The following is a 22,029-nucleotide window of genomic DNA, read 5'->3' as shown; positions in this document are numbered from 1 at the left end:
GCGGTCGAAGATGGCGGGCTCCCCGGCCTCATAGCCCATATGCACGTCCTCGAGCCAGTTGAGGTCGTCCCAGCCCATGAACTCCATATAGGCCTTGAGGTAAGGCGTGAGCCGCTCGTAGTCGGGCAGGAGATTGACATCGTAGCGATAGCCGATGTGCTGGCCAATCTGCTGCTCGCGCGCGGTATCGAGACCGGCGGCGTCCTTGAGATATTTGTCGACGTCAGTCTTGTTTTTGGGCTTCTTGCCGCCCTTGCCGTTCTTGCTGCTCTTGTCGGCCATCGTGCCCGCTCCGCTCATCCGATCTTGTGATAATTGTCCACGCCGACGGTATAGTCGGTGCCGGCAAGCGGCACCTGCGCCATGGCTGAGGCTTCCATGGTGAGCGCGGCAAGGTCTTCCGGCTCGAGGCTGTGCACGCTCGTCTTGCCGCAGGCGCGCGCCAGCATCTGCGCCTCGAGCGTGAGCGTGTGCAGGAAGTTGTAGACGCGCTCCGCCGCTTCATCCGGATCGAGCCGCTTGCGCAGCTCAGGATCCTGGGTGGCGACGCCGACCGGGCAGCGTCCGGTATGGCAGTGATAGCAATAGCCGGCAGGAACGCCGATCTCGTTCTCGAAATCGGACTCTGGAATCTCCTTGTTGCAGTTGAGCGCCATCAGCACCGAATGCCCGATGGCGACCGCATCGGCGCCGAGCGCCATGGCCTTTGCCACATCGCCGCCGTTCCTGATGCCGCCGGCATAGACGAGGCTGATCTCGCCGCGCTTGCCGAGCTCGTCGATGGCGCGGCGCGCCTGGCGGATAGCGGAGATGCCGGGCACGCCAGTGTCCTCGGTGGCGATATGCGGTCCGGCGCCGGTGCCACCCTCCATGGCGTCGATATAGATCGAGTCCGGCCCGCACTTCACCGCCATGCGCACGTCGTCATAGACCCGCGCGGCGCCGAGCTTGAGCTGGATGGGGATTTCCCAATTGGTCGCCTCGCGCACCTCCTCGATCTTGAGGGCAAGATCGTCGGGCCCGAGCCAGTCTGGATGGCGCGCCGGAGAGCGCTGATCGATGCCGGCGGGGAGCGAGCGCATCTCGGCTACCTGATCGGTCACCTTCTGGCCCATCAGATGCCCGCCAAGGCCGACCTTGCAGCCCTGGCCGATGAAGAATTCGCAGGCGTCGGCAAGCCGCAGATGATGCGGATTGAAGCCGTAGCGCGACTGGATGCACTGGTAGAACCACTTCATCGAGTAGCGCCGCTCGTCGGGGATCATGCCTCCTTCGCCCGAGCAGGTGGCCGAGCCTGCCATGGTGGCGCCGCGGGCGAGCGCGATCTTCGCCTCGTAGGAGAGAGCGCCGAAGCTCATGCCGGTGACATAGACGGGGATGTCGAGAGTCATCGGCCGCTTGGCTCGGGGACCGATCACCGTCTTGGTATCGCATTTCTCGCGATAGCCCTCGATGACGAAGCGGGTCAGCGTGCCCGGCAAAAACGTCAAATCGTCCCAATGCGGGATCTTCTTGAACAGGGAGAAGCCGCGCATGCGGTAGCGGCCGAGCTCCGACTTCACATGGATGTCGTTGATGACCTCCGGCGTGAAGATCTGGCTCTTGCCGAGGATGAATCGTTTCGCCTCGGCCGGGACCTTGGCGCCGTTGCCGCTTTTGTTCTTCTTCATCACAGCACCAGCTTCTTCTCGGTCGGTTCAAGATTATCGTAGTTCCACAGCTGCTTGCCGGCGACGATCTTGCGGAAGTGACCGATGCCGGACTTGGGCAACAGGCCATATTGGCGAAGCTTGCGCTCGAGCCACTTCCGATCGAGATCGGTCATCTCGGCCCACACCGCGTCGACGCCGAGGCTCGCGGGCTCGCCGCCGACATAGATGGTGCCGTCATACATCGAGTCGCCGAGATTCTTGCCGGCATTGCCGCAAATCACCATGCGCCCGCGCTGCATCATGAAGCCGGTGAAGGCCCCGGTGGCGCCGCCGACGACGATGGTTCCGCCCTTCATGTCGATCCCGGTGCGCGAGCCGACATCGCCTTTGCACACGAGGTCGCCGCCTCTGATCGCGGCGCCGAACTGCGAGCCAGCGTTTTTCTCGATCAGAATGGTTCCGCTCATCATGTTCTCGGCGCAGGACCAGCCGACCCGGCCTGAGATGCGCACATTGGGGCCGTCGATCAGGCCACAGCCGAAATAGCCGAGCGAGCCTTCGATGATCAGGTTGAGCCGGTTGAGAATCCCGACGGCGATGGAATGCTTGGCGCCAGGATTCTTGACGACGATGGTGCCGTAGCCGTCCTGCATCAGCTCGCGGATGCGCGCATTGACGGTGTTCGACGGCATGTTGGAAGCGTCGATCTCGGCCCTCTTGTTGTAGTCGACATCGTAGGCATTGGGCAGGCCAAAGCCTTGCGGTTCTTCGTTGAGGTCGAAATCGAAGAACACCTGCAGAGAGCGGCCGCTAAGCCTCTCGCTATGCAGCCCCATATCGTGGGAGAGCTGCTCCTGCGCGGTTAGCTCCGATCGCGCTATCTCTGCCATACGCGAACCTCTTCGTCGTAAGGATCCGAAGTGTCGATCTCGCGCGGCACGATGGCGCGGATGGCGACCTCCTCCGAGGCGAGAGCTACGAGCTCGTCGCTCTCGAACAGCACCATCGGCTTGGCGGCCATGGTGTCCTTGGCCATTCCGAGCTCAGAGTCGGTGGCGACGAGATAGGTGAACACGCCGTCGATGTCCTTGATCGAGGATTTCAGCGAATCCTCAAGCGTCGCCCCCTGCTCGAGATTGTTGGCGGTGTAGACCGCGAGCAGCTCGGAGTCGCAATTCGACATGAAACGGTGACCGAGCCGCTCCATCTCGCGGCGCATGATCCAGTAATTGGTGATCTGGCCGTTATGCACTACGGCGATGTCGTCATAGGGATAGGCCCAATAAGGATGCGCCGAGCGAATATCGACGTCGGACTCCGTCGCCATGCGGGTGTGGCCGATGCCATGCGTGCCGCGGAAGGATCCGAGACCATATTGCTCGGACACTCGCGTCGCGTCGCCGAGATCCTTGATCAGCTCGAGCGCGCTGCCGAAGGAAAGAACTTCGGCGCCCTCGATCTGCTCGATCTCGGTGGCGAGCCGCCGCGTGTCGCCGGAATAGCGCAGGCGGTAGCGGAAGGCATAAGGGGTCGGCTCTTCCGCTTCGATGGTTTCGGCGCCGAGTTCGGCAAGGCGATTGTCCACCTCTGCCCGACGCTGCCTGATCTTCTCGCGGATGCGGTGATCCTTCGTCAAATCTTCCTGCTCGGCGAGTTTCAGCCGCATGACATATTCGTTGGCGGTCGACGTGCCGTAGACGGCGAAGCCCGTCGAATCGGGACCACGATGCTTCAGGCTCTTCAGCATCGCCGTCATTTCCTTGCCGACGCCCGTCGCGCCGTCACGATGAATGAGACCGGCAATTCCGCACATTGTCATCGTCTCCTTAGCTTGACGCTGCCGCTGCTACGGCAGGCAATCCATATAGGTCCGCAGATCCCATTCAGTCACGGTAGCCATGAAGCGCTCCCATTCATCGCGCTTGTACTCGTCGTAAAGGCGATACATCTCGCCCGGCATGGCCGAGCGGATGACGTCGTCTTTTTCCAGCGCGGCAAGAGCGTCGCCGAGCGTCATCGGCAGCTTCTTCACCTGCTTGCCGGCTTCCATGGCCTGATAGATGTTGCGTTCTTCCGGCTTCCCCGGATCGAGATTGTTCTTGAGGCCGTCGTCCATGGCCTTGATGAGCGCCGCGGCCATCAGATGCGGGTTCACCATGGCGTCCACGGCGCGATATTCGAACCGGCCTGGCGCCGAGACCCGCAAGCCCGTGGTGCGATTCTGGAAGCCCCAATCGGAGAACACCGGCGCCCAGAAGCCCGTGTCCCACAGCCGGCGATAGGAGTTCACCGTGGAGCAGCCGATCGCGGTCAGTCCGCCGAGATGCTTGACGATGCCGCCGATCGCATGCAGTCCGACCTTGCCCGGAAGCTGAATGTCGTCGGTATCCGGCATGAAGGTATTGTCGCCGCCGGTGGAATAGACATAGTTCTGCGCCATGCCCGGCAGCTTCTTGGCATCGTTGCCGAGCGCCTTCATCTCGTCCTTGCCGCCGCGCCACAGCGAAATGTTGTGGTGGCAGCCATTGGCCGAGACGCCCATGAAGGGCTTGCACATGAAGCAGGCGATGATGCCGAACTCGCGCGCAACTTGCGCGCAGATCTGCCGGTAGGTGGCGAGCCGGTCCGCGGTTCTTAGCGCATCGTCGAAAGTGAAATTGAGCTCGAGCTGGCCGGGTGAATCCTCGTGATCGCCCTGGATCATGTCGAGGCCCATTTTCCGGCAATACTCGATGACCCGCATATAGACGGGCCTGAGGCTCTCGAACTGGTCGATGTGATAGCAATAGGGATTGGAATAGCCGCCGTTCGGCTGACCGCTCTCGTCCTTCTTCAGCCACATCATCTCCGGCTCGGTGCCGTGGCGCAGCTGCAGGCCGTGATCCTTCTGGAACTGGTCGTGGATGCGGCGGAGATTGCCGCGGGCGTCGGCGGTAAGAAAGGCACCCGGCTGGACACGCTCCTCGCGGTTGCGGAACAGCGTGCACCAGAGCCGCGCCACCCGCTTGTCCCACGGAAGCTGCATGAAGGTCTCTGGCTCGGGGATGCCGACCAGTTCCGCTGCCTCAGGCCCGTAGCCGAGATAGTCGCCACGCCGGTTGACGAAGAGGTTCATGGTGGCGCCGTAGACGAGCTGGAAGCCCTTCTTGGCGATCGATTCCCAATGGTCGGCCGGGATGCCCTTGCCCATGATGCGGCCGGTGACCGACACGAACTGCAGATAGAGATATTCGATGCCGAGCTCGTCGATCTTCTTGCGAACCTCGGCGACGAGCTCTTTCCGGCCCGGCGCGTCCACGAATTTCTCGATGTCCGTTACCGACTCGACGCGGTGTTCCATGACCCACTCCCGCTTGCGACTAGAAACGCCAAGTCTCCGCCCCTCACTTCAGCTCCAAGGAAATGGACTGTGCGAGGTCGGATGCAATTGCCCCTTCTCGAAGCGCGCAAAGCGGAACGGCTCCAGAAGCGCGCTCTTCTCGCCCATGATCTCCTGCGCCACGAGCTTGCCAACGCCGAGCATCTTGTAGCCGTGATTTGAGTCGGCGATCACGTAGACATTCTCGCGGAACACATCGAACACCGGGAAGTTGTCCGGTGTGAAGCAACCGAGGCCACCGGATTTTTCTTCCGTCTTGTAGTTCGGCATCTGGCCTTCGAAGCGCTTCTGGCAATGCGCGAGCGCCGAGCACCACATGTCGATGAAATCCTCGCCGACCACGAAATCCGGAGAGTCTGGGCCGTAAGGATCGACGGCGACGCTATCGGCATCCTGCTCGACTTTATAAGGAGAGGCACCGCCCTGAATGCCGCCAAAGCTGAAATCCGGCTTGTAATAGATGCCCCACAGCCTGTCGGTGATCAGACGCCCGTCGCGGTCCGAATAGAGCGGGGCGTCGGTATCGACATGGATCACGGGGGGAAAGCGCCCGTCATTGGTCTTGTGCATGTTCGGATCGACGGCGAGCGTGCCCTCCTCGAGGCACCAGAATTTCCACATCGGCACGTCGCGATGCACCTTGCCGGTGAGGTCCTTGACCGTGATCCGCTTCGGCAGATCGAGCATGTTCCAGATCGCGTTCACCCAGGGCCCCGCTCCCACCACCACCGTCTCGCAGGCAATGCGGCCTTGGCTGGTGTCGAGCCCGGTCACCGCACGGCTATTCGATCCGAACTCGAAGCCTTGCACCTCGACGCCGGAGAGGATGGAAACACCTTCGCTCTTTGCCTTTGCCGCAAGGCCGAGCATGCTTGCCCGGTTATTGGCATAGCCGCCGCGCTTCTCGTGCAGAACCGAGGTGATGCCTTTTGCCTGCCAATCGTCGAACAGGCCCTTCATATAGCTCTCCGACGCCGCGGCACCCTCGATGAACGCGGACTCATAGCCGATCGCGCGTTGCTGCTGGTAGATCGAAGCCACGTCCTCGCGCATGCATTCGGGGCTGATCTGCATGTAGCCGACGGGGTGATAGCTGTAGGTCTCGGCGTCGCTTTCCCACTCGTCGACGGAGTGGGCCATGAGCTCGCGCATGGCCGGCTGGAAGTAGTTGTTGCGGACGACGCCGCAAGCGATACCCGAGGCACCGGCGGCAACCGCGGTTTTATCCACAACAAGAATATCCTCTCCGGAGCCTCGGCCGGTCTTTTTCAACATCTGGGCGAGGTGAAAAGCGGTGCTCAGCCCGTGAATCCCGGCGCCGATGATGGCATATTTGACCGACTGAGGGACTTTGCCGTTGTTTGCTTCACCCATGCGCCTGACCCGCCGGCTTCTTCGGAGGACGTCTTATTTGCTGCCGATTTCCCGGGCGCATTTGCGCATGGTCCAAAACCAATGTAAACCAATTTGTTGATCGGGCCCAAAGTGGGCCTATCCAAAGAGGTGAACCACATTGACCGAACCACGCATCAAGACGGCAAGCGAATCCCTGGCGGCGGATTTGGAGAGGCGCGACCATGGCGTCGGCACCATCTCGGCCTATCTCCGGCGCGCCATCGAAACCGGAGCCTATAGCGAGGGCGACCGGTTGCCGCCCGAGCGCCAACTCGCCGTCACCTTCGATGCGGCGCGGAGCACGGTGCGCCGTGCACTCGATCAGCTCGCCAAGGCCGGACTCGTGTCGCGGCGGCTCGGCAGCGGCACCTATGTCGGTTCCGGCGGAGGCCAGCACGGCGCCGATCTTGCCGATCAGATCAGCCCATTGCAGCTCGTCGAGGCACGGCTCGCAGTCGAGCCCTTCACCACGCGCCTTGCCGTGCTGCACGCCACGCGCCGCAATCTCGAGGAAATGGAGGTGGTGCTCCTCCGCGCCGAGGCGTCGATCGACGACAAGGATTCCTTCTCGCGCTGGGACGGCGAATTCCATCTGATGATCGCGCAAGCCTCGAGCAATCCGCTGCTGCTCAGCGTCTATCGCCAGATCAATCAGGTCCGCCTGCATGCGCAGTGGGACGCCATGAAGGAGAAGATTCTGACCGCTGACGTGATCGCCGACTATAACCGGCAGCATCGCGGCATCTTCAATGCGCTGAACGAGCGCGACGCCATCGCAGCTCAGTCGCTGATCACCGAGCATCTCGAAAAGGCGCGCGACGATCTCTTGCGGGCGAACAGTCCTTAGCAATCGCCAATGAGTTCGGTCCTGCTTGGGCTGGTCGCAGCGCTCTCCTGGGGCGTGAACGACTTCCTCGCTCGCTTCCCTGCCCGCGCGGTTGGCCCCGTCCCCACGGTTCTCGTCGTTTCCTTCGCTGGCCTCATCTTTATCTCCGGCTGGCTCGTCATGAGCGGCGATACAGTCCGCATCTCCTTGCCGCAGCTTTGGCTCCCGGCGGCGAGCGGCATTTTCTTCACGCTGGCGACCCTCTCGCTCTTCGCGGCACTTGCGCTCGGACCCATATCACTCGTCGCTCCGGTCGCAGGATCATACCCAGCGTTCTCCATGATCTTTGCCGTGGCCCAAGGTGCACGCCCTAGCGCTGTGCAATGGCTCGCGATCGCGACCGTGATGGCAGGGGTCGCGATCGTTTCAAGGAGCGGCGGCGCTTACGAGGATTCGGGTCACATCCCGGCAGGAAAGCTCAAGACCATTCTTGCACTTGCCTTTTGCGCGAGCCTCGGCTCTGCCATCTCGCAAACCAGCGGGCAGGCCGCAGTCCTCACACTCGGCGAGGCTACTTCCGTCTGGCTGATAAGAATTTTTGGGCTGATCACCATCGGCGGGATCTATTTTGTGAGGCGCCCGCGAGCGGCGCTTCCCGCCCGCTGGCTCCCTCTCCTCGGGCTTATGGGCGGACTTGATGTCACCGCGCTCGCCGCGATCATCGCCGCCGGCAACCTGCCAGATCCGGCCTTCGCCACGGTCGTCTCCTCAGCCTTCGCTACGGTCACGGTGATCCTGGCGCGATCCATCCTCAAAGAGCCGATATCGCCGATACAGCTTCTCGGAATGGTGTTGATCTTTGGCGGCGTTGCGGGACTTGCCGGCTTATGAGGAGCCGGCAAAAACCCTACAGCGCTGCGCGGCGATCCGCGGGGGCGCTGTACCGATTCTCGACGCCTTGCATGGCGAGGCTGATGGTTTCCAGCTGGCTAATGCAGGAGGCCGCGAATTTCATGTAGCTCTCGCCGATGGTCATGAGTTGGCGGCGGAGATCGTCGTTGGTTGCCCTGAGGCTCACGAGCTCGCGTTCCTGCAGCTCGACGCGGCTGCGCAAATGATCCCGCTCATGGGTGAGACAATGGATCGCCGCCGTTCCGTCGAGGACGGCATTCTCGAGATCCTTGTAGGAAGGCAGTCCGCCCTGACCGTCACTCATGGGATCAGCTTCTCCAAGGTCGCTTAAGTTTCGGTTACAGAGGCGTCGAGGTCATCGTTGTGCGGCCGCTCGCTGCCCACGACCGGAGCCGTAGGCGCGAGGCTCTCCGCCATCCAGCTCGAGCAAGATGAGGCGGACCCAGCCTTCGATTTCGCTGCCCAGGCGAAGGCGCCGATGGCCAGCGCAGGAGCCAAGCCGAGAGCGAAGGCAAGGATCAGGATCCAGAAGCTCGTCGAGAAGTTTCGCCGCACGCGCTCAAAGGCAGTGACGCGTCTCGCAACTCTTGGCAGCTGGTTCGGTTTTGCTGGAAGACGCGGCCGCAAGCGGTGCGCCATCACCCCTGGTGAGATGTCGGCGCGACGTTCCTCAAGCCCGGCACGCCTGAGCGCATCCTTAAACGACTCGATGCATTGGTGCGGATTGCTGGTGCCCATGGTCCGCCAACGAACTTGCGCCAAAGTTGCTAATATCCAGAGGGTTACCCTTACGAATGCACAGTTAATGGGAGGTTACCGGTTTCATTAAATTCACGCCGACATGTCCGCGGAAGGGTGAGCTCGGCGCCTCTCCTAACTGTCCGCTTCAGGGCTAATTGTGAGGTTGCCTCCAGCGAAAACTCGACTCGTGCAACGATAGAAGCGGTAGTTTGGCGATAGCACAGCGACCTGAGGAGCCAATACGATGGCACCACAATCCGCCACTGCCGACGGGCGCCTGTTCTTTCTCAAGATCGACCGCTTGGCGGTTATCCTAAGGCCCATCCTTGATCCACTAGGGGGTATCATCGGTTCCGTCCTCGGTACCAACCCGTTAGGGGGCAAGATCGTCAGCGTGAATCCCGACGGAACCGATCGCCAAATCGTCCTCGGCGGATTGAACAGCATCCCGGACGGCATCCAGGTCGATGTCAAAGGCGGACATATCTATTGGACCAATATGGGCCGGCCCGACCTCAACGATGGGTGGATCCAGCGCGTCGACCTCGATGGCGGGAACATCACCACGATCGTTCCGGAAGGTGCCACGTTCACGCCCAAGCAGCTCAAGCTCGACCGGCGGAATGGCAAGCTCTATTGGTCTGATCGCGAGGGCATGCGCGTGATGCGCGCGAATTTGGACGGCTCCAACATCGAAACCCTTGTTGAGACCGGCCGCGGCGATGCCGATCGCCAAAATGAGATGAACTGGTGCGTGGGCATAGCCGTCGATGTCGATCGCGGCCACATCTATTGGACGCAAAAGGGGTCCAGTGATGCCAATGAGGGCCGGATCTTTCGCGCCAATCTCGAACTACCGAAGGGCGAAAGCCCGGCGCATAGAACCGACATCGAAGAGCTTTTCAGAGATCTGCCGGAGCCGATCGATCTCGATCTCGATCTCGCAAACCGAACGATCTACTGGTCCGACCGCGGAGATACGAAAGGGGGCAATTCGATCAGTCGCGCTTCCATGGATGCCGACCCACAGGGTCAAAGGACTCGGGAAATCCTTCTCCGAGATTTGCACGAGGGTATCGGCCTCTCGCTCGATGTCGAGCGGGACCGAATGTTCTTTACCGACTTGGGCGGCACGGTTTACCGGGCCCGGCTCGACGGATCGGAAAGGAAAGAGCTGCTCAGCGGACAAGGGAACCTGACAGGCATTGCCTATGTCGCGCCGTTCGGCGGCTGACGCGGCAAGGGACGGTCGAAATGGACTCTGCGCCGATACTTGCTCTAATCCTCGTCGTCGACTTTGCCATCACATCCTTGCATTCCTACCAAGAGTGGAAGGGCGTGGGCGCGCCGCTGTGGCGCAATTTCGGCGCGATCGCCGGTCTCGATGTCCCGGACAATTGGGGCTTCTTGCTCTTCACCGTTCTCCTGACCCTCATCCTCTTCGCCATAGGGTTCGTCGGCATAACAGGCCGCTTTGGCCCCTGCCTGACTGCCGCTGCGTTAGGCGCTTTGATCGGCGCGCGATTGTCCGACACGATCGTCTCTCATCTCCTGCTGTACACGGTGGGTTACCGTCCCAATCCGGGGCTCAGTTCAACGCCGCTTTACGTTCTCGAGGCCTGCTTTATTGGATGGGCTTTCTCGGCACGTTTGGCAGCTCAGCCAGGTGCTGCGATTTTTGGTGTGGTCGGTGGCGTGCTGATGTTCGTTGTGGTGCTGCCAGGATTGCGGCTGGTGCGGCAGGTGATACCCGCTTGGAAGCGCGACCCCTGGTCAAGTTGGCAACCGATCCCATCCTGGGCATCGACGAATCCTGCCGCGCCTACGGGTGGTGATGTCGGCACGGACTGAGGTGCCCGACCACACCGGATGCTCGGCCGCTTCGCGCCGATTTGGACTCTGAATCAGGCTATCCGAGTCGCTGATTCTTGGCCCAAAAACAGCCATTTCGCGCTACGCAAACCGTCGGTTCGCCGACGATCGCGGTTAACTCATTGGTTCTGCTAGAGAATCAGCGGCCACCGCCGCCTTTGGCAAGCCTCTGGAAAGACACGCCGACCCCCGCGAAAACACCGTAAATCTTTACGCGGAGAGGGCCGCCGTGTAGTCTAGAAGTCGTTGTAAATAAAGGTGTTAGGGCGGTTTTGGGGGCGCCGGGGGAAAGCCTGGATGCCCGTTCGGGAGGCCCGGAAAATGGGCTTGACGCGCCGCGAAATTCTGGTGGCCGGCGGGGTGGCCTGTGCGGCGCTTGCCGACGCTTTGTTTTCGCCGGGAAGTGCCGCCGAAAAGGCCGAAAAAGATGAAACGGCCGAGTTCGTCGTGAAGCACATAGGGCGGGCGGCAACGGAGTCGGAACGCCTGCACCTGATCATGCCGGCGACCTTCCCCACCGGCTACACCGTGCCCATGGAGCTCAAAGTCGACAGCCCCATGACTGACGACGATCACGTGAAGCGCATCCAAGTTTTCGCGCCGCAGAATCCGCTCATCGACGTCGCCAGTTTCAACTTCGTCCCGCAGCGCAGCGTCCCCCGCGTGTCGACGCGTATCCGTCTCGCCAAACCGCAATTCGTCGTCGCCGTTGCCGAGATGGGCGACGGCACGCTGCTGATGGCCAAGACCTATGTCGACGTGGCGACCAATGGCTGCATCTGACGCGTCCAAGGGAGGCCGACAGTGACCACCCCAACCCCACGCGTGCTCGTCCCAAGCGACGCGACCAAGGGCGAAGTCTTTCAGGTCAGGACCATCATCAGCCACGAGATGGAGACCGGCTTGCGTCACGACAAACAAGGCCGCGTGATCCCGCGCAAGATCATCAACAGGTTCGCTTGCCGCTATGGAGGTGTAGAGGTGTTCAGCGTCAATCTCCACGAGGCCGTTTCGGCCAACCCCTTCATCGAATTCTACCTGGTCGCCATGGAGAGCGGGCGGCTCGAGTTCATCTGGGAGGAAGATGGCGGGGGCACGTATCGTTTGGAACACCAACTCGCGGTCGCTTGACCATGGCGCGGCAAGTGGCGCCTGCGAGGACGTGCGCGCCATGCAATCGGGGAGCGTCGATCGAGCGCGTGCTTGTGAACGGTACACGCCTGATCGTGACGCTGTTGCTTGCAGTAGGCCCGATCACGCTGATTATTTTTTCGAGCCCGGCGGCAGAGAACAATCGTGGCGCTCAACTCGCTGCGATGTGCGCTTCGTGCCACCGCCTCGACGGACTTGACCATGGCATCCCCTCGATCATCGGCCTCGACGAGAGCAAGCTCACCGGCATGATGGCCGAATTCAAGTCTGACAAGCGCAAGAGCCAGATCATGGGCGTGGTCGCGCGTTCGTTGACCGACGAGGAGGTCGCCGAGGTCGCACATTATCTCGCGGCACGAAAAAAGGGATCGGAGCAGCCATGAAGTGCTGGACGCGCCGCCAATTCGGCTGCCTTGCGGGAGCGGCGTGCCTCACGGCACTCGCGCCACGCGCATCTAAGGCCCAAGCGAAGTCGCGGGTCGTCGTCATCGGCGGCGGCATTGGCGGCGCGACGGTGGCGAAATATTTGGCGGCGAGCGCCGGAACGATCGAGGTGACGCTGGTCGAGCCAAAGTCGCGCTACACGACCTGCTTCTTCAGCAGCCTCTATCTCGCCGGGATACGCTCGTTCGAATCGCTGACGCATAGCTATGAGGCGCTCGCGCAAAACTACGGGATCAAAATCATCCACGATTACGCGGCGGCGATCGATCCGGCGGGAAAGACGGTCGCTCTCAAGAGCGGCGACACGCTCAGCTACGACCGGCTGGTGCTTGCCCCCGGCATTGCCTTCAAATTCGGCACCGTCGAGGGCTATGACCAGGCCGCGACCGAAATCATGCCGCATGCGTGGAACGGCGGACCGCAGACCGAGCTCTTGCGGCGGCAACTCGAGAGCATGGAGGACGGCGGCCTTTTCCTGATCGCCGCTCCGCCAAATCCGTTCCGCTGCCCGCCAGGTCCCTACGAGCGCGCGTCCCTGGTCGCCTATTACTTCAAGCAGTTCAAGCCGAAGTCCAAGATATTGATCCTCGATGCCAAGGACAGTTTCTTCGAGCAGGATCTGTTCCAGGACGCTTGGACCCGCCACTATCCCGGAATGATCGAGTGGCTGCCCGGCCAATTCACCGGAGGGGTCCAGTCGGTCGACGTCAAGGATTTGTCGGTGAAGACCGAGGCCGAGACCTTCAAGCCCGCGGTCGTCAATTTCATCCCGCCGCAAATGGCGGGCGAGCTCGCGCAGCAGGCCGGTCTTGCCGGTCAGTCTGGCTGGTGTCCCATCGAGCCGACGACTTTCGAATCGAAGCTGCAGCCGGGCATCCACATCGTCGGCGATGCCATCAATTCCGGCGAGATGCCGAAATCCGCCTTCTTGGCCAACAGCCAGGCCAAGATCTGCGCCTTCGCCGTCGCCGCTGCCCTCACCGGCTCAGATCGCTCCGCCCCACATCTGTTCAACACCTGCTTCACCTTTCTCGCCGCCGACGATGCGGTGAGCGATGCCATCGCGCTCGCGCCCAACGGAGACGCGATCAAGATCAGCGAGATCCTGATCAGCGAGGTCGGCGAGGACGCCGAGCTGCGCCGGCAGGTGGTGCAGGCGGCGAACGGCTGGTACACCGCCTTCACTCACGATGTGTTCGGCTGATCGTACGGCCGTTCAACCCCGCTCAATCGCGGGACCAGCCATCGCCGGAACGCCGAGACCGCGGCGCACGCTTTCCGGCTCCGCGCTTGGCCTGCGCTCGAGGCTTGGTAACGGAGGGGGATCGGGCAGCCGAGACAGCCGTAGGGAATTGACCACCAACAGCAGGCTCGAGCTCGCCATGATTGCGGCCGCCAGCACCGGCTGCAGGATGCCGAGTGCGGCGAGCGTAAGGGCCACGAGGTTGTAGCCAAACGCCCAGATCAGATTGGTGACGACCGTCTTCCGCACTGCGCGGGCGACGCCGATAACCCAGGGCAGCATCGCAAGACCATCCTTGGGCAGCACGACGGACGCCGTCTCGCGCGCGAGGTCGGTGGCCGAGCCCACGGCGATGCCGATATCGGCGTCGGCCAGAACCGGCCCATCGTTGAGACCGTCGCCCACCATCGCCACGATCTGGTAGCTGCGCCGATACTTCTCGAGCGCAGCTCGCTTTGCCTCGGGCAGCAGGCCGGCTTGCATTTCGTCGATGCCGACCGCGTCTGCGACCCGCCGCGCCGCCGGTGCGATGTCGCCTGAGAGCAGCGCAACATGCAGTCCGAGGCTGCGCAGTTCTTCGACGGTCGAACGCGCTTCGGGAAGCGGCGTGTCGTCGAGCGACAGTGCGGCATGGACCATCCCGCCCCAGCCGACATAGATCACCGAATGACCGCTCGCTTCCAGCAGCCAAGCGCGTTTGGCCAGGTCCGGCGGCAGCGACCAGCCAAGGTCGCTCATCAGGGCGCCGTTTCCGGCGGCGATCAACTCGTCGCCGGCACGCCCGCGAATGCCGCGGCCGGGCATGGCGCGCACGTCCGAGGTTGCAACCGGTTTAAGGCTCCGCGCCGCGGCCGCCAAAGTGATGGCGCGGGCGAGCCCGTGCTCGGAATGGCGTTCAAGCCCCGCCGCCCTGGACAGCACCTCGGCGGGCCCTACCCCATCGCAGTCAACGCCGGCGATGCGCGGCCTGCCCGACGTCAGCGTGCCGGTCTTGTCGAAGGCGACGAACCGCGTGCGGGCGAGAGCCTCGAGCGCACCCGGATCGCGCACCAGGCAGCCGCGGCGCGACAGCCGCGCGATGCCGAGCGAGGTGGCGAGCGGCGCGGCGAGGCCGATCGCGCAAGGGCAGGCAACCACCAGCACCGCAAGCCCAACCAACAGCGCCCTGTCGAACGGAATCGATTGCGCCCAGTAAGCGACGGTCAGAGCGCCGAGGATGAGAACGAAAGGCACCGAGACGCCGACCACGCGGTCGGCAATGCGCTGTGTCGGGCCTCGGCGGGAGAGCGCCTCGCGCACCGACCTGCAAATCTGCGCCCAGCGGGTCGCGGAGCCCGCGCCGCTGCTTTCGATCAGCAGCGGTCCGTCGAGATTCATGCTGCCGGCGATCGCCGCGGAGCCAACCCGCTTGGCAATCTGGCGGCTCTCCCCGGTGATTACCGCCTCATCGGTGTGGGACGAGCCCTCCACCACTACGCCGTCAATCGGCACGCGTTCGCCTGGCCGCACCAGCACCCTCATGCCGGCGGCGATGTCCCGCGCCGGACGGCGTGTCTCGATCCCGTCAGCGACAACGGTTGCGCATTCGCTTTCGGCTTCCAACAGAGGTTCGAGGTCGCGCGCTGCCTTGGCACGGGCAGCCGCCTCGATATAGCTGCCGACGGTGAACAGCATGAGCACCATGGTGGCGGTGTCGAAATAGACCTGGTCGCTCTGCTCGATGGTGGCGAAAACGGAATAGGCGTAGGCGGCGCCGACGCCGATGACGACGAGCGCCGAGGCGGTCAACCGCCCCTCCACGGCGTGAGCCCAGGCGTCGCGGAGATAGGGCTCGCCGAGAATGATCAGCGCCGGCGTGGCGAAAATCCACAACAGCAGGTGAATCCAAGGCACGAGCCACGCATCGGCGCCGCTGAAGGTCCCGGCATAGAGCAGGAGACTGATCAGCATGATGTTCATGGTGAGGAAGGCGCCGACGCCGATGCGGATCAACAACCGGGCAGCCTCCCACTCCTCGCTCTGGCCGTGCTTCACCTGAAAGGCGATGCAGCAGCCGTAGCAGCAGAACGCGCGATCCTCGCCGCTCACCTTGCGCTGCATCGGGCGCAAGCCAAGCGGCAGCAAACAATGGCTGCACAAATGATCGCCGCGCCCGCTCATCTGGAAGGTCCTATCGCCCAAGCATGTCCGACATGGGCGGCAAGCGGCATGACGCCGCGGCCGAGCGTGATCAGGCCGAGCAGAAGGATGAAGCTGCCGGCGAGCCACACGCCGCGTTGTCGCCAGACCGGCGCGAGCACCTGGCCGACGCCGCCCATCATCAGCATGGCGGGAAAGGTTCCCAGTCCGAACGACAGCATGACCAGCAGGCCGGACAAGGCTCCGGCGGTGCTCGCCGCCTGGGCGGCGAAGGCATAGACCAGAGGACAAGGGAGGAAGCCGTTGAACACGCCGAAAGCAACCGGCGCGGCGGGACTTTGCGACTTCTGCAGATTGCGCAAGGACTGAGCCAGCGCGCTGCCGCCATAGCCGATGGCCGTGCGGTGAAGGCCCTGGAGTAGGCCAAAGAACTGCAGCGCCACGACAATCATCAGGAGCCCGGCGGCAATCGCGAGAAATCGCTGGGCCAAGTCGAGCGGACCGTTCAGCACCGGGATTTTCAATCCTTGCGAGGTGCACCACACCTCGCCCAGGGTGCCGGCGATCACGCCGAGGAAACAGTAGGTGGTGAGCCGCCCTACATTGTAGAGCAGATGGCGCTCGGCGGTCGCCACGCGTCCTCGCGGATCGCGGCCGAGCGCGCACGCAAAGCCACCGCACATCCCGACGCAGTGGAAGCTGCCGGCGAAGCCTGCTCCGAATATCACCAAATAGTAGGTCACCGGCAGATCGTCCTGCCCAGTTCTCGCCCGCTTAACCGAAGGCGTTGCCGCGCGCCGCTACCAGCGCACGAGGTAAGCGACCCAAATGAAGAAGGCGATGGTCGCGATGACGAAGCCGATAAAGGCGATCGCCTGTTCCGGACTGGTATTTGCGAACGAGAAAATCGTGTGCGGAAGCATGCAGCACTCCTGCTCAGCCCAAATAGACCCGGGCGACATTCATGGCGAGCGCCGACAACAATAGGACCAGGTTCAAGACCGCGACACCCAAAATGATCCTTGCTGCCATCTCAACTCCCCTTTTCGACTCGATGGGTCCTCGGCGTTCAGCTTCCGGGAATCCGTCCCGGCCCGAGGCCGCCCCAATAATGGTAGGTGTAGTAAAGGCCCCAAGCGAAAAGCACGAAATAGACGACCAGCAGCCATATCGGAATATAGCCGTGGCGCGCCTCGATCGAGCCGCCGCCATAGTCCTCCAAATCGTCGTCGTGGTTTTCGGGCTTACTCATCTTCTTGCTCGGCGTGCCCGGCGCGTTCGCTGTGTGCGTCACTTTCCATCTCCATCTCGTAGAATCTGACGGACGCCTCGTCGGCATTGTGGAAGGCGCCGGACAGCACCCCCCAAATAAAAGCGCACAGCGCACCGAGGCTCATGAACAGCGCGCTTGCATAGGGTCCGGTGACCTCGAAACCCTCCATGGCTCAGTCTCCTTTGGCGGCCGCTTGTCCTGAGGCGCCGAGCTCCGCGGACTTTTGCGGCGAGGCCTCCTTCGGCACATAAGCGCTCTCCGGCGTGTCTGCCTTGAGGTTGAGATCGTCGAGCGCCGCGCGATCGGCATCGGAGATCTGCAGCGGCTGTTTGGTGAGCGGGTCCTTATAGGCGGAGAGCGCGAGAATGTAGTAGGAGAGCGCCCACCGGTCCTCGTCGGAAAATGCGTCCCGATAGGAAGGCATTGGCGTGCCGCTCAACCCGGTCGAAATGGTGCGGAAGATATCTTCGACCGCGGGGCCTGACTTGAATTGGCCGCTGGTGAGGTCGGCCGGAACGACGGTGAAGCCCTCATCGTCTTTCAGGCCTGCGGCTTTCTCGCCGTCACCCTTTCCGGTCTTGCCGTGGCACTCCCAGCATTTCGCTTGCTCCCAGACTTCTTTGCCGTGCTCGAGCATCTGCTGCGTCGGCGCCGGCGGCTTGCCGATATAGAGGGGAGCGCTTGGCGGTTCTTCGGTGAAGAAGGCATAGGGCTTGGACGGATCGGAGTTGTCCACCGCCAGCACATATTTGATGTACTGGATGACGGCGAGGCGATCGTCGAGGGGCAGACTGTACCAGGCCGGCATCGCCGTGCCGCGAACCCCGCGGGTGATCGTCCGCAGCAGATCGCCGTCGGTCGGCACCGGCTCCTTGGTCATCCTGAACTTGAAGACGGCGTTGTTGAAATTGCGTGGTTGCTGGACATAGAGGAAGGTCGCGGCCGGTCCATTGCCGTCGCCCTTCGCCCCGTGGCAGCCGAGACAGCGCCGCTCATAGACCTGCTTGCCGTGCGCGATCCATTCCTCCGAGCGCGGCATCGTGACATCGGTGACCTCGATACTCTGAGGCTCGAATAGGTCGCGCCACTTGCCGCGGTCCATGCCGAGTTTCTGCACGTAAGCGATGAGCGCTTGCAGGTCAGGCGTCTCGGCGGCGATCTTGACCGTGTCGCCTTTGTATTCCTCGCGCGGCGTCAGGATGATGGGAACCTTGTCCTTAGCCTGCATCGGCACGAACAGGAGACCGTCGGAATTCGGCGTGAGCCTGATCGGCTCCTTGCTAGAAAAGTCGAACAGCTTCTCGGTGATCGGCGTCTTTTCCAGCGTGCGGTTGCCCGATCCATCGTCGACGATGGCGACCGGCTGTCCCGGCCTGTCGAACATGCCCCGGTAAGGCGCCATGACCGAATCCGGCGACAACATGCGCGGATTCCAGAAATGGGCATAATGCCATTCATCGCTGTATTTGAGCCCGACCCGCATCAGATCCGGTCCGATGCGCCGCGTGCCGAAGAGATGCGGAATGTCATAGACGTATTCGCCGGACTCGGTCACCGGCCCCCAGCGCCGCGTCTCGCCGGTCACCGGGCGCACGAATTGCGAATGGCAATACCAGCAGCCCTCGCGCAGATAGACCTCGCGGCCCCGGTACTCGAGCGGCGTGTAGTCGGTCGCCCGCGTGAGCATCCATTTGAGCTGGCCGAGATCGGTGCGCACGACCGCGGTCACCTTGGCGGTGCGCGCCGAGGGCTCGAAAAACGGCAGGAAGCCCTGGGTGATGAGCGCCAGGAAGAAAAAGCCGACGCCTGCCACGAGCGTGACGAACCGCGCGCTCATCAAGCCGCTCCACCGGCCGGAACCGGAGCCGAGCCATAGGCAGGCCGCTCAGCCGCTCCGGCAGGCTTGGCGATTGCCGTCATCATCAGATCGATGACGAGAAGCGTCATGCCGATATCCATGCTGATGCCGGCGACGGTGCGTACGATCCAATAGGGTCGCATGGCGAGCACGGTGTCGAGCCATTCGGTTCCGGCCATCCATTGGAAGCCTTGCTGCAATCCGCCGGCGGTCAGCACCAGGCCCATGGTGGAGATGCCGACGGTGATCAGCCAGAACGCCCAATTGCCCATCCTGAACGACCACAGCTCGCGCCCGCACACCCGGGGCCAGGTGTAGACGAGGCCGCCGATCGCCCACACCACGAAGGTCCCGAACACGGTGAGGTGCGAGTGGGAGATGACGAAGTCGGTGAAATGCGTGGGCTGCTGGATCGAGCGCAGCGCCTCGGTGGAACCTTGGAAGCAGCCTACCAGATACATGAGCGCGCCCATGATCAGAAACTTCGCCGGGAGGTTTCTCCCGAAGCTGTCCCAGCGGCCCATCACCGTGCCGAAGAAGTTCACCAGCACCGTCCACACCGGAATGATCAACAGCATGGAGGTGACGATGGCGATGGTCTCGGCCCAGTCAGCGATCGGGCTATAGAGATAATGGTGGATGCCGACGAAGGGGTAGAACAGGGCAAGCGACCAGAAGCCGACGAGTGAAAGCTTGTGGGCATAGATCGGATTGCGTACGCTGATCGGCAGGTAATAGTAGATCAGCACGTAGCCCGCAGGCGTGAGCCACAGCCCGACGATGTAGTGAATATAGAGGCCGTGAAACGCCGCGCTGTTGATGCCCGAGATCATGTAGGGCAGGAGGATGCCCAGCACGAGATTCATCGACGTCCACACGAACGCCCCGATCAGATACCAGAGCGCGACGTAGAGCGGCGGCTCGAGGCGCCGCCCGATGGTGACTAGGAATTGCACGGTCACCACCATCGTGGCGAGGCAAAGCGGGATCTTGGCGAACAACGGAAACTCGCCAGCTTCGAGGCCGTTGTTCTCGCCGAACGGCAGCGAGATGAGCGCCGCCGCCGTGACCAGGTTCCAAACCCAGGCGAGCGGCACGCTCCATTGCGGCCATGGTACCCGCACGCCGCAGAGACGCGGCACCAGGTAATAACATTCACCGATGAAGAGCGAGGAGAAGGCGCCGAAGATGACGCCGTTGACATGGACCGGCCGCAGCCTGCCGAAGGTCAGTTGCAGGGAGCTGCCGAGATAGTCCGGGTAGTTGAACAGGCCCGACAGCAAGACACCGACCGACGGTGCGACCAGGAGCCAGAACATGCCCCAAAGGAGCCAGACCCGCACCACCGGCCAATCGACCAGCTCGTCGAGGTCGACACCGGCAAATTTGCCACGCAGCACTGTCCCCGTCTCAGACACGGCGCGCCCCCATCAAAGCGACTCCTGACCGCTAAAACGTCTCCGACAAACTTCTCCTCGCCCGGCAGGGATCAGTATTTGCCCGGCACCAGCACCGAGCCGGTATTCGACCAAGTGATGTAAGCTTCCAAGGCCTTCATTGCGTCCGAGTCGGTGTCGATCTTCTCCCCCTGGTTGGGTTTTTCGATGCACCAGTTGATCATCTCGCGCAGCCCTGAGAACTTGCCCACCTGCACCTGGAACTTCGGGAACGAATGCGGGTGGGTGTCGGCGCCCATGGGATGGCACATGGCGCAGGCCATTCCTGTTTCGGACAGGTTGACGCCCATCTTCTTGGCCGTCGCCCCATCGCCGTGGAACAGGAGATCGCCTACGTTCACCATCTCCATGAACGCCTTGTTGTATTCGTCCAGCTGCTCGCGGGTGACCGGGTCCTTGTGAGCATTGGCCGGTCCGACCAGAACGGCGACCCCGATCACGGCTCCGACCACGCATGACCGCCGCACAATCGAAAGGAATGTCGATGTAGTTGTCATTGCCATTCCTCCCCTCAAAACGGATACATGTTGTCGGCGATCCGCGCCCGCAGGATCTCGGGAATACTATTGTCGTAGTCGGCCGCCGATTGGATGAAGACCTCCTTGCGGCCCCACATCACGTATTCGACGTCCCCGGCGCCGACCTGATTGCCGGGGTTCACGGAGATCTTTTCCCAGCCGACGCCGTCAAACATATCGCCGGGGTCGACCCGGATCATCGGCTTGGTGAGTTTCGGCACGCCCTCCGGGGCATAGGGCCAGGGCCAGGAGGTCGCCAGCATGCCGATCGAGCGCATGGTGCCGATCTCGTTGTACAGCACCTGGTGGACGTGCCCGTGAATGTTGGTGACCTTGGTGTAAGGCTTCAGCACCGCATGCACGTCGCGCCAGTCGCGCACCCAGAAGTTCCAGGGCGGATAATATTCGTAGAGCGGATTGTGGGTGAAGATGACGACGGGTTTGCCCTTGTCCCAGTCGCCGAGAATCTTCTCCAGCCAGTCGAGCTGATCGCGGCCCACCCCGGCCCACGGGCCGGCGACGGTGCCGTCGAGGGTCGCCATGTGGCCCATGCGCTCCTCCGGGGTCATCTTCTTTGCCGTCCAGTAGTCCGGCCCCCGGCTCACGGTGTCGAGCCCGATGAAGCGCACGCCTTTATGGTCGAAGGTCCAAGTGGGCTTGCCGAACAGCTCGCCCCACTTCTTGCCCATGTCGAGATACCAGTCGTGCTCGCCCGGGATGAAGTGTTTCGGGATCTTGATCTCCTTGAGAATCTCATTCCCAAGCTCGAGCTCCTCGACCTTGCCGAGCTGCGCCAGGTCGCCGCCGAAGATGAGAAAGTCGGCCGGCGGGTCCATGGCCTGGACCTCCTTGGCGGCGCGCACCGTTTTGTCGACGAAGCGCGTGTTGAGAGACTTCTCGTAGAGATGGGTGTCGGAGATCCAGGCGAACTTGAACGGCGCTTCGGCGGCGTGAGCGACATCGATGGTGTTGATCAGCGGCCACCAGGCGAAGGTCTGGCCGACGGTTGCGGCCCCGAAGATCAGCGATCTGTGCACGAAGGTGCGTCGGGTGATTTGCACCGAATCGTCGGGGCGCACTCCAGGTTTCTGCAGCTCAGCGTGTATTTCGCGCCGAAGGCGCTCAAGCTCGTCAGACATGTCGTTTCCTCCTGACCCCTTGGGACCGT

General features: G+C 62.5%; 25 protein-coding genes. 8 read left to right on the top strand and 17 right to left on the bottom strand.

Features of this window, described 5'->3' with window-relative positions; genetic code table 11:
* The 6 genes from ACREC7_RS06035 to ACREC7_RS06010 form a co-directional block, all read right to left on the bottom strand.
* Positions 1-282, bottom strand: a 282-nt coding sequence (locus ACREC7_RS06035) for a hypothetical protein (RefSeq protein ID WP_431554785.1), incomplete at its 3' end; no start/stop codon positions are given.
* A gap of 14 nt (positions 283-296) precedes the next feature.
* Entirely contained in the window at positions 297-1,670 is a 1,374-nt protein-coding gene (locus ACREC7_RS06030; RefSeq protein WP_431554784.1) for an FMN-binding glutamate synthase family protein, read from the bottom strand.
* On the bottom strand, positions 1,670-2,542 hold the full coding sequence (locus ACREC7_RS06025) for a hypothetical protein (protein ID WP_431554783.1): 873 nt from the start codon (positions 2,540-2,542) through the stop codon (positions 1,670-1,672). Before ACREC7_RS06025 ends, ACREC7_RS06030 begins: the two co-directional genes overlap by 1 nt.
* On the bottom strand, positions 2,530-3,471 hold the full coding sequence (locus tag ACREC7_RS06020; protein WP_431554782.1) for a hypothetical protein: 942 nt from the start codon (positions 3,469-3,471) through the stop codon (positions 2,530-2,532). The genes ACREC7_RS06025 and ACREC7_RS06020 overlap by 13 nt, the downstream gene beginning before the upstream one ends.
* Before the next feature lie 27 nt (positions 3,472-3,498).
* Complete coding sequence (locus ACREC7_RS06015) at positions 3,499-4,992, bottom strand: glutamine synthetase family protein (RefSeq protein WP_431554781.1); 1,494 nt, start codon at positions 4,990-4,992, stop codon at positions 3,499-3,501.
* Positions 4,993-5,040: 48 nt separating this feature from the next.
* The gene (locus ACREC7_RS06010) at positions 5,041-6,405 is read right to left on the bottom strand and encodes an NAD(P)/FAD-dependent oxidoreductase (RefSeq protein WP_431554780.1); all 1,365 of its coding nucleotides are present in this window, start codon (positions 6,403-6,405) and stop codon (positions 5,041-5,043) included.
* 139 nt (positions 6,406-6,544) lie between these two features.
* On the opposite strand from ACREC7_RS06010, the gene ACREC7_RS06005 reads away from it, so the two are divergent.
* Both ACREC7_RS06005 and ACREC7_RS06000 read left to right on the top strand, forming a co-directional pair.
* Positions 6,545-7,273, top strand: coding sequence for a FadR/GntR family transcriptional regulator (locus tag ACREC7_RS06005; RefSeq protein ID WP_431554779.1), 729 nt, complete (start codon positions 6,545-6,547; stop codon positions 7,271-7,273).
* Positions 7,274-7,282: 9 nt separating this feature from the next.
* Positions 7,283-8,143, top strand: a complete 861-nt coding sequence (locus ACREC7_RS06000) for an EamA family transporter (protein ID WP_431554778.1) — start codon at positions 7,283-7,285, stop codon at positions 8,141-8,143.
* A gap of 16 nt (positions 8,144-8,159) precedes the next feature.
* On the opposite strand, the gene ACREC7_RS05995 is transcribed toward ACREC7_RS06000, so the two are convergent.
* Together ACREC7_RS05995 and ACREC7_RS05990 are read right to left on the bottom strand one after the other, a co-directional pair.
* Positions 8,160-8,468, bottom strand: a complete 309-nt coding sequence (locus tag ACREC7_RS05995) for a hypothetical protein (RefSeq protein ID WP_431554777.1) — start codon at positions 8,466-8,468, stop codon at positions 8,160-8,162.
* A gap of 23 nt (positions 8,469-8,491) precedes the next feature.
* A complete protein-coding gene (locus ACREC7_RS05990; RefSeq protein ID WP_431554776.1) occupies positions 8,492-8,902 on the bottom strand; it encodes a hypothetical protein in 411 nt (136 codons plus the stop codon).
* Positions 8,903-9,149: 247 nt separating this feature from the next.
* Between ACREC7_RS05990 and ACREC7_RS05985 the strand changes: the two genes are divergently transcribed.
* From ACREC7_RS05985 to ACREC7_RS05960, 6 genes are all read left to right on the top strand, one after another.
* The gene (locus ACREC7_RS05985) at positions 9,150-10,139 is read left to right on the top strand and encodes a 3-hydroxyacyl-CoA dehydrogenase (protein WP_431554775.1); all 990 of its coding nucleotides are present in this window, start codon (positions 9,150-9,152) and stop codon (positions 10,137-10,139) included.
* A gap of 20 nt (positions 10,140-10,159) precedes the next feature.
* A complete protein-coding gene (locus ACREC7_RS05980) occupies positions 10,160-10,756 on the top strand; it encodes a hypothetical protein (RefSeq protein ID WP_431554774.1) in 597 nt (198 codons plus the stop codon).
* 342 nt (positions 10,757-11,098) lie between these two features.
* Positions 11,099-11,560: a thiosulfate oxidation carrier protein SoxY gene (locus ACREC7_RS05975; protein WP_431554773.1), complete on the top strand. Its 462-nt coding sequence runs from the start codon at positions 11,099-11,101 to the stop codon at positions 11,558-11,560.
* Positions 11,561-11,581: 21 nt separating this feature from the next.
* Positions 11,582-11,908: a thiosulfate oxidation carrier complex protein SoxZ gene (gene soxZ, locus ACREC7_RS05970; protein WP_431554772.1), complete on the top strand. Its 327-nt coding sequence runs from the start codon at positions 11,582-11,584 to the stop codon at positions 11,906-11,908.
* Between the two features lie 74 nt (positions 11,909-11,982).
* Complete coding sequence (locus ACREC7_RS05965; RefSeq protein ID WP_431554771.1) at positions 11,983-12,312, top strand: c-type cytochrome; 330 nt, start codon at positions 11,983-11,985, stop codon at positions 12,310-12,312.
* Positions 12,309-13,577 carry an FAD-dependent oxidoreductase gene (locus ACREC7_RS05960; protein ID WP_431554770.1) on the top strand — a complete coding sequence of 423 codons (1,269 nt, stop codon included), beginning with the start codon at positions 12,309-12,311 and terminating at the stop codon, positions 13,575-13,577. Before ACREC7_RS05965 ends, ACREC7_RS05960 begins: the two co-directional genes overlap by 4 nt.
* A 12-nt stretch (positions 13,578-13,589) precedes the next feature.
* On the opposite strand, the gene ACREC7_RS05955 is transcribed toward ACREC7_RS05960, so the two are convergent.
* The 9 genes from ACREC7_RS05955 to ACREC7_RS05915 form a co-directional block, all read right to left on the bottom strand.
* Positions 13,590-15,776, bottom strand: a complete 2,187-nt coding sequence (locus ACREC7_RS05955) for a heavy metal translocating P-type ATPase (RefSeq protein WP_431554769.1) — start codon at positions 15,774-15,776, stop codon at positions 13,590-13,592.
* Positions 15,773-16,498 carry a sulfite exporter TauE/SafE family protein gene (locus tag ACREC7_RS05950; protein ID WP_431554768.1) on the bottom strand — a complete coding sequence of 242 codons (726 nt, stop codon included), beginning with the start codon at positions 16,496-16,498 and terminating at the stop codon, positions 15,773-15,775. Before ACREC7_RS05950 ends, ACREC7_RS05955 begins: the two co-directional genes overlap by 4 nt.
* Before the next feature lie 57 nt (positions 16,499-16,555).
* Positions 16,556-16,678, bottom strand: coding sequence for a hypothetical protein (locus tag ACREC7_RS05945; RefSeq protein WP_431554767.1), 123 nt, complete (start codon positions 16,676-16,678; stop codon positions 16,556-16,558).
* A gap of 146 nt (positions 16,679-16,824) precedes the next feature.
* Positions 16,825-17,007, bottom strand: a complete 183-nt coding sequence (locus ACREC7_RS05940; protein ID WP_431554766.1) for a hypothetical protein — start codon at positions 17,005-17,007, stop codon at positions 16,825-16,827.
* Positions 17,000-17,197 carry a cbb3-type cytochrome oxidase assembly protein gene (locus tag ACREC7_RS05935; RefSeq protein WP_431554765.1) on the bottom strand — a complete coding sequence of 66 codons (198 nt, stop codon included), beginning with the start codon at positions 17,195-17,197 and terminating at the stop codon, positions 17,000-17,002. Before ACREC7_RS05935 ends, ACREC7_RS05940 begins: the two co-directional genes overlap by 8 nt.
* Positions 17,198-17,200: 3 nt before the next feature.
* On the bottom strand, positions 17,201-18,865 hold the full coding sequence (locus ACREC7_RS05930) for a cbb3-type cytochrome c oxidase subunit II (protein ID WP_431554764.1): 1,665 nt from the start codon (positions 18,863-18,865) through the stop codon (positions 17,201-17,203).
* On the bottom strand, positions 18,865-20,304 hold the full coding sequence (locus tag ACREC7_RS05925; RefSeq protein WP_431554763.1) for a cbb3-type cytochrome c oxidase subunit I: 1,440 nt from the start codon (positions 20,302-20,304) through the stop codon (positions 18,865-18,867). Before ACREC7_RS05925 ends, ACREC7_RS05930 begins: the two co-directional genes overlap by 1 nt.
* 71 nt (positions 20,305-20,375) lie before the next feature.
* A complete protein-coding gene (locus ACREC7_RS05920) occupies positions 20,376-20,840 on the bottom strand; it encodes a c-type cytochrome (RefSeq protein ID WP_431554762.1) in 465 nt (154 codons plus the stop codon).
* A 14-nt stretch (positions 20,841-20,854) separates the two neighbouring features.
* Positions 20,855-22,000: a metallophosphoesterase family protein gene (locus tag ACREC7_RS05915; protein WP_431554761.1), complete on the bottom strand. Its 1,146-nt coding sequence runs from the start codon at positions 21,998-22,000 to the stop codon at positions 20,855-20,857.
* Positions 22,001-22,029: the final 29 nt, after the last annotated feature.

Source organism: Methyloceanibacter sp. (genome assembly GCF_050728395.1).
Classification (GTDB): Bacteria; Pseudomonadota; Alphaproteobacteria; order Rhizobiales; family Methyloligellaceae; genus Methyloceanibacter.
The sequence above is the reverse complement of the archived record's forward strand: the minus strand, read 5'-3'. Positions and strand labels throughout refer to the sequence as shown.

Coding starts and splice junctions, on each gene's coding strand:
- ACREC7_RS06000 (WP_431554778.1), top strand. CDS start 7,283: ATGAGTTCGGTCCTGCTTGGGCTGGTCGCAGCGCTCTCCTGGGGCGTG.
- ACREC7_RS05930 (WP_431554764.1), bottom strand. CDS start 18,865: ATGAGCGCGCGGTTCGTCACGCTCGTGGCAGGCGTCGGCTTTTTCTTC.
- ACREC7_RS05955 (WP_431554769.1), bottom strand. CDS start 15,776: ATGAGCGGGCGCGGCGATCATTTGTGCAGCCATTGTTTGCTGCCGCTT.
- ACREC7_RS05945 (WP_431554767.1), bottom strand. CDS start 16,678: ATGCTTCCGCACACGATTTTCTCGTTCGCAAATACCAGTCCGGAACAG.
- ACREC7_RS05960 (WP_431554770.1), top strand. CDS start 12,309: ATGAAGTGCTGGACGCGCCGCCAATTCGGCTGCCTTGCGGGAGCGGCG.
- ACREC7_RS05920 (WP_431554762.1), bottom strand. CDS start 20,840: ATGACAACTACATCGACATTCCTTTCGATTGTGCGGCGGTCATGCGTG.
- ACREC7_RS06020 (WP_431554782.1), bottom strand. CDS start 3,471: ATGACAATGTGCGGAATTGCCGGTCTCATTCATCGTGACGGCGCGACG.
- ACREC7_RS05980 (WP_431554774.1), top strand. CDS start 10,160: ATGGACTCTGCGCCGATACTTGCTCTAATCCTCGTCGTCGACTTTGCC.
- ACREC7_RS05990 (WP_431554776.1), bottom strand. CDS start 8,902: ATGGGCACCAGCAATCCGCACCAATGCATCGAGTCGTTTAAGGATGCG.
- ACREC7_RS05935 (WP_431554765.1), bottom strand. CDS start 17,197: ATGGAGGGTTTCGAGGTCACCGGACCCTATGCAAGCGCGCTGTTCATG.
- ACREC7_RS05975 (WP_431554773.1), top strand. CDS start 11,099: ATGGGCTTGACGCGCCGCGAAATTCTGGTGGCCGGCGGGGTGGCCTGT.
- ACREC7_RS06030 (WP_431554784.1), bottom strand. CDS start 1,670: ATGAAGAAGAACAAAAGCGGCAACGGCGCCAAGGTCCCGGCCGAGGCG.
- ACREC7_RS06010 (WP_431554780.1), bottom strand. CDS start 6,405: ATGGGTGAAGCAAACAACGGCAAAGTCCCTCAGTCGGTCAAATATGCC.
- ACREC7_RS05985 (WP_431554775.1), top strand. CDS start 9,150: ATGGCACCACAATCCGCCACTGCCGACGGGCGCCTGTTCTTTCTCAAG.
- ACREC7_RS05915 (WP_431554761.1), bottom strand. CDS start 22,000: ATGTCTGACGAGCTTGAGCGCCTTCGGCGCGAAATACACGCTGAGCTG.
- ACREC7_RS05995 (WP_431554777.1), bottom strand. CDS start 8,468: ATGAGTGACGGTCAGGGCGGACTGCCTTCCTACAAGGATCTCGAGAAT.
- ACREC7_RS06015 (WP_431554781.1), bottom strand. CDS start 4,992: ATGGAACACCGCGTCGAGTCGGTAACGGACATCGAGAAATTCGTGGAC.
- ACREC7_RS06025 (WP_431554783.1), bottom strand. CDS start 2,542: ATGGCAGAGATAGCGCGATCGGAGCTAACCGCGCAGGAGCAGCTCTCC.
- ACREC7_RS05940 (WP_431554766.1), bottom strand. CDS start 17,007: ATGAGTAAGCCCGAAAACCACGACGACGATTTGGAGGACTATGGCGGC.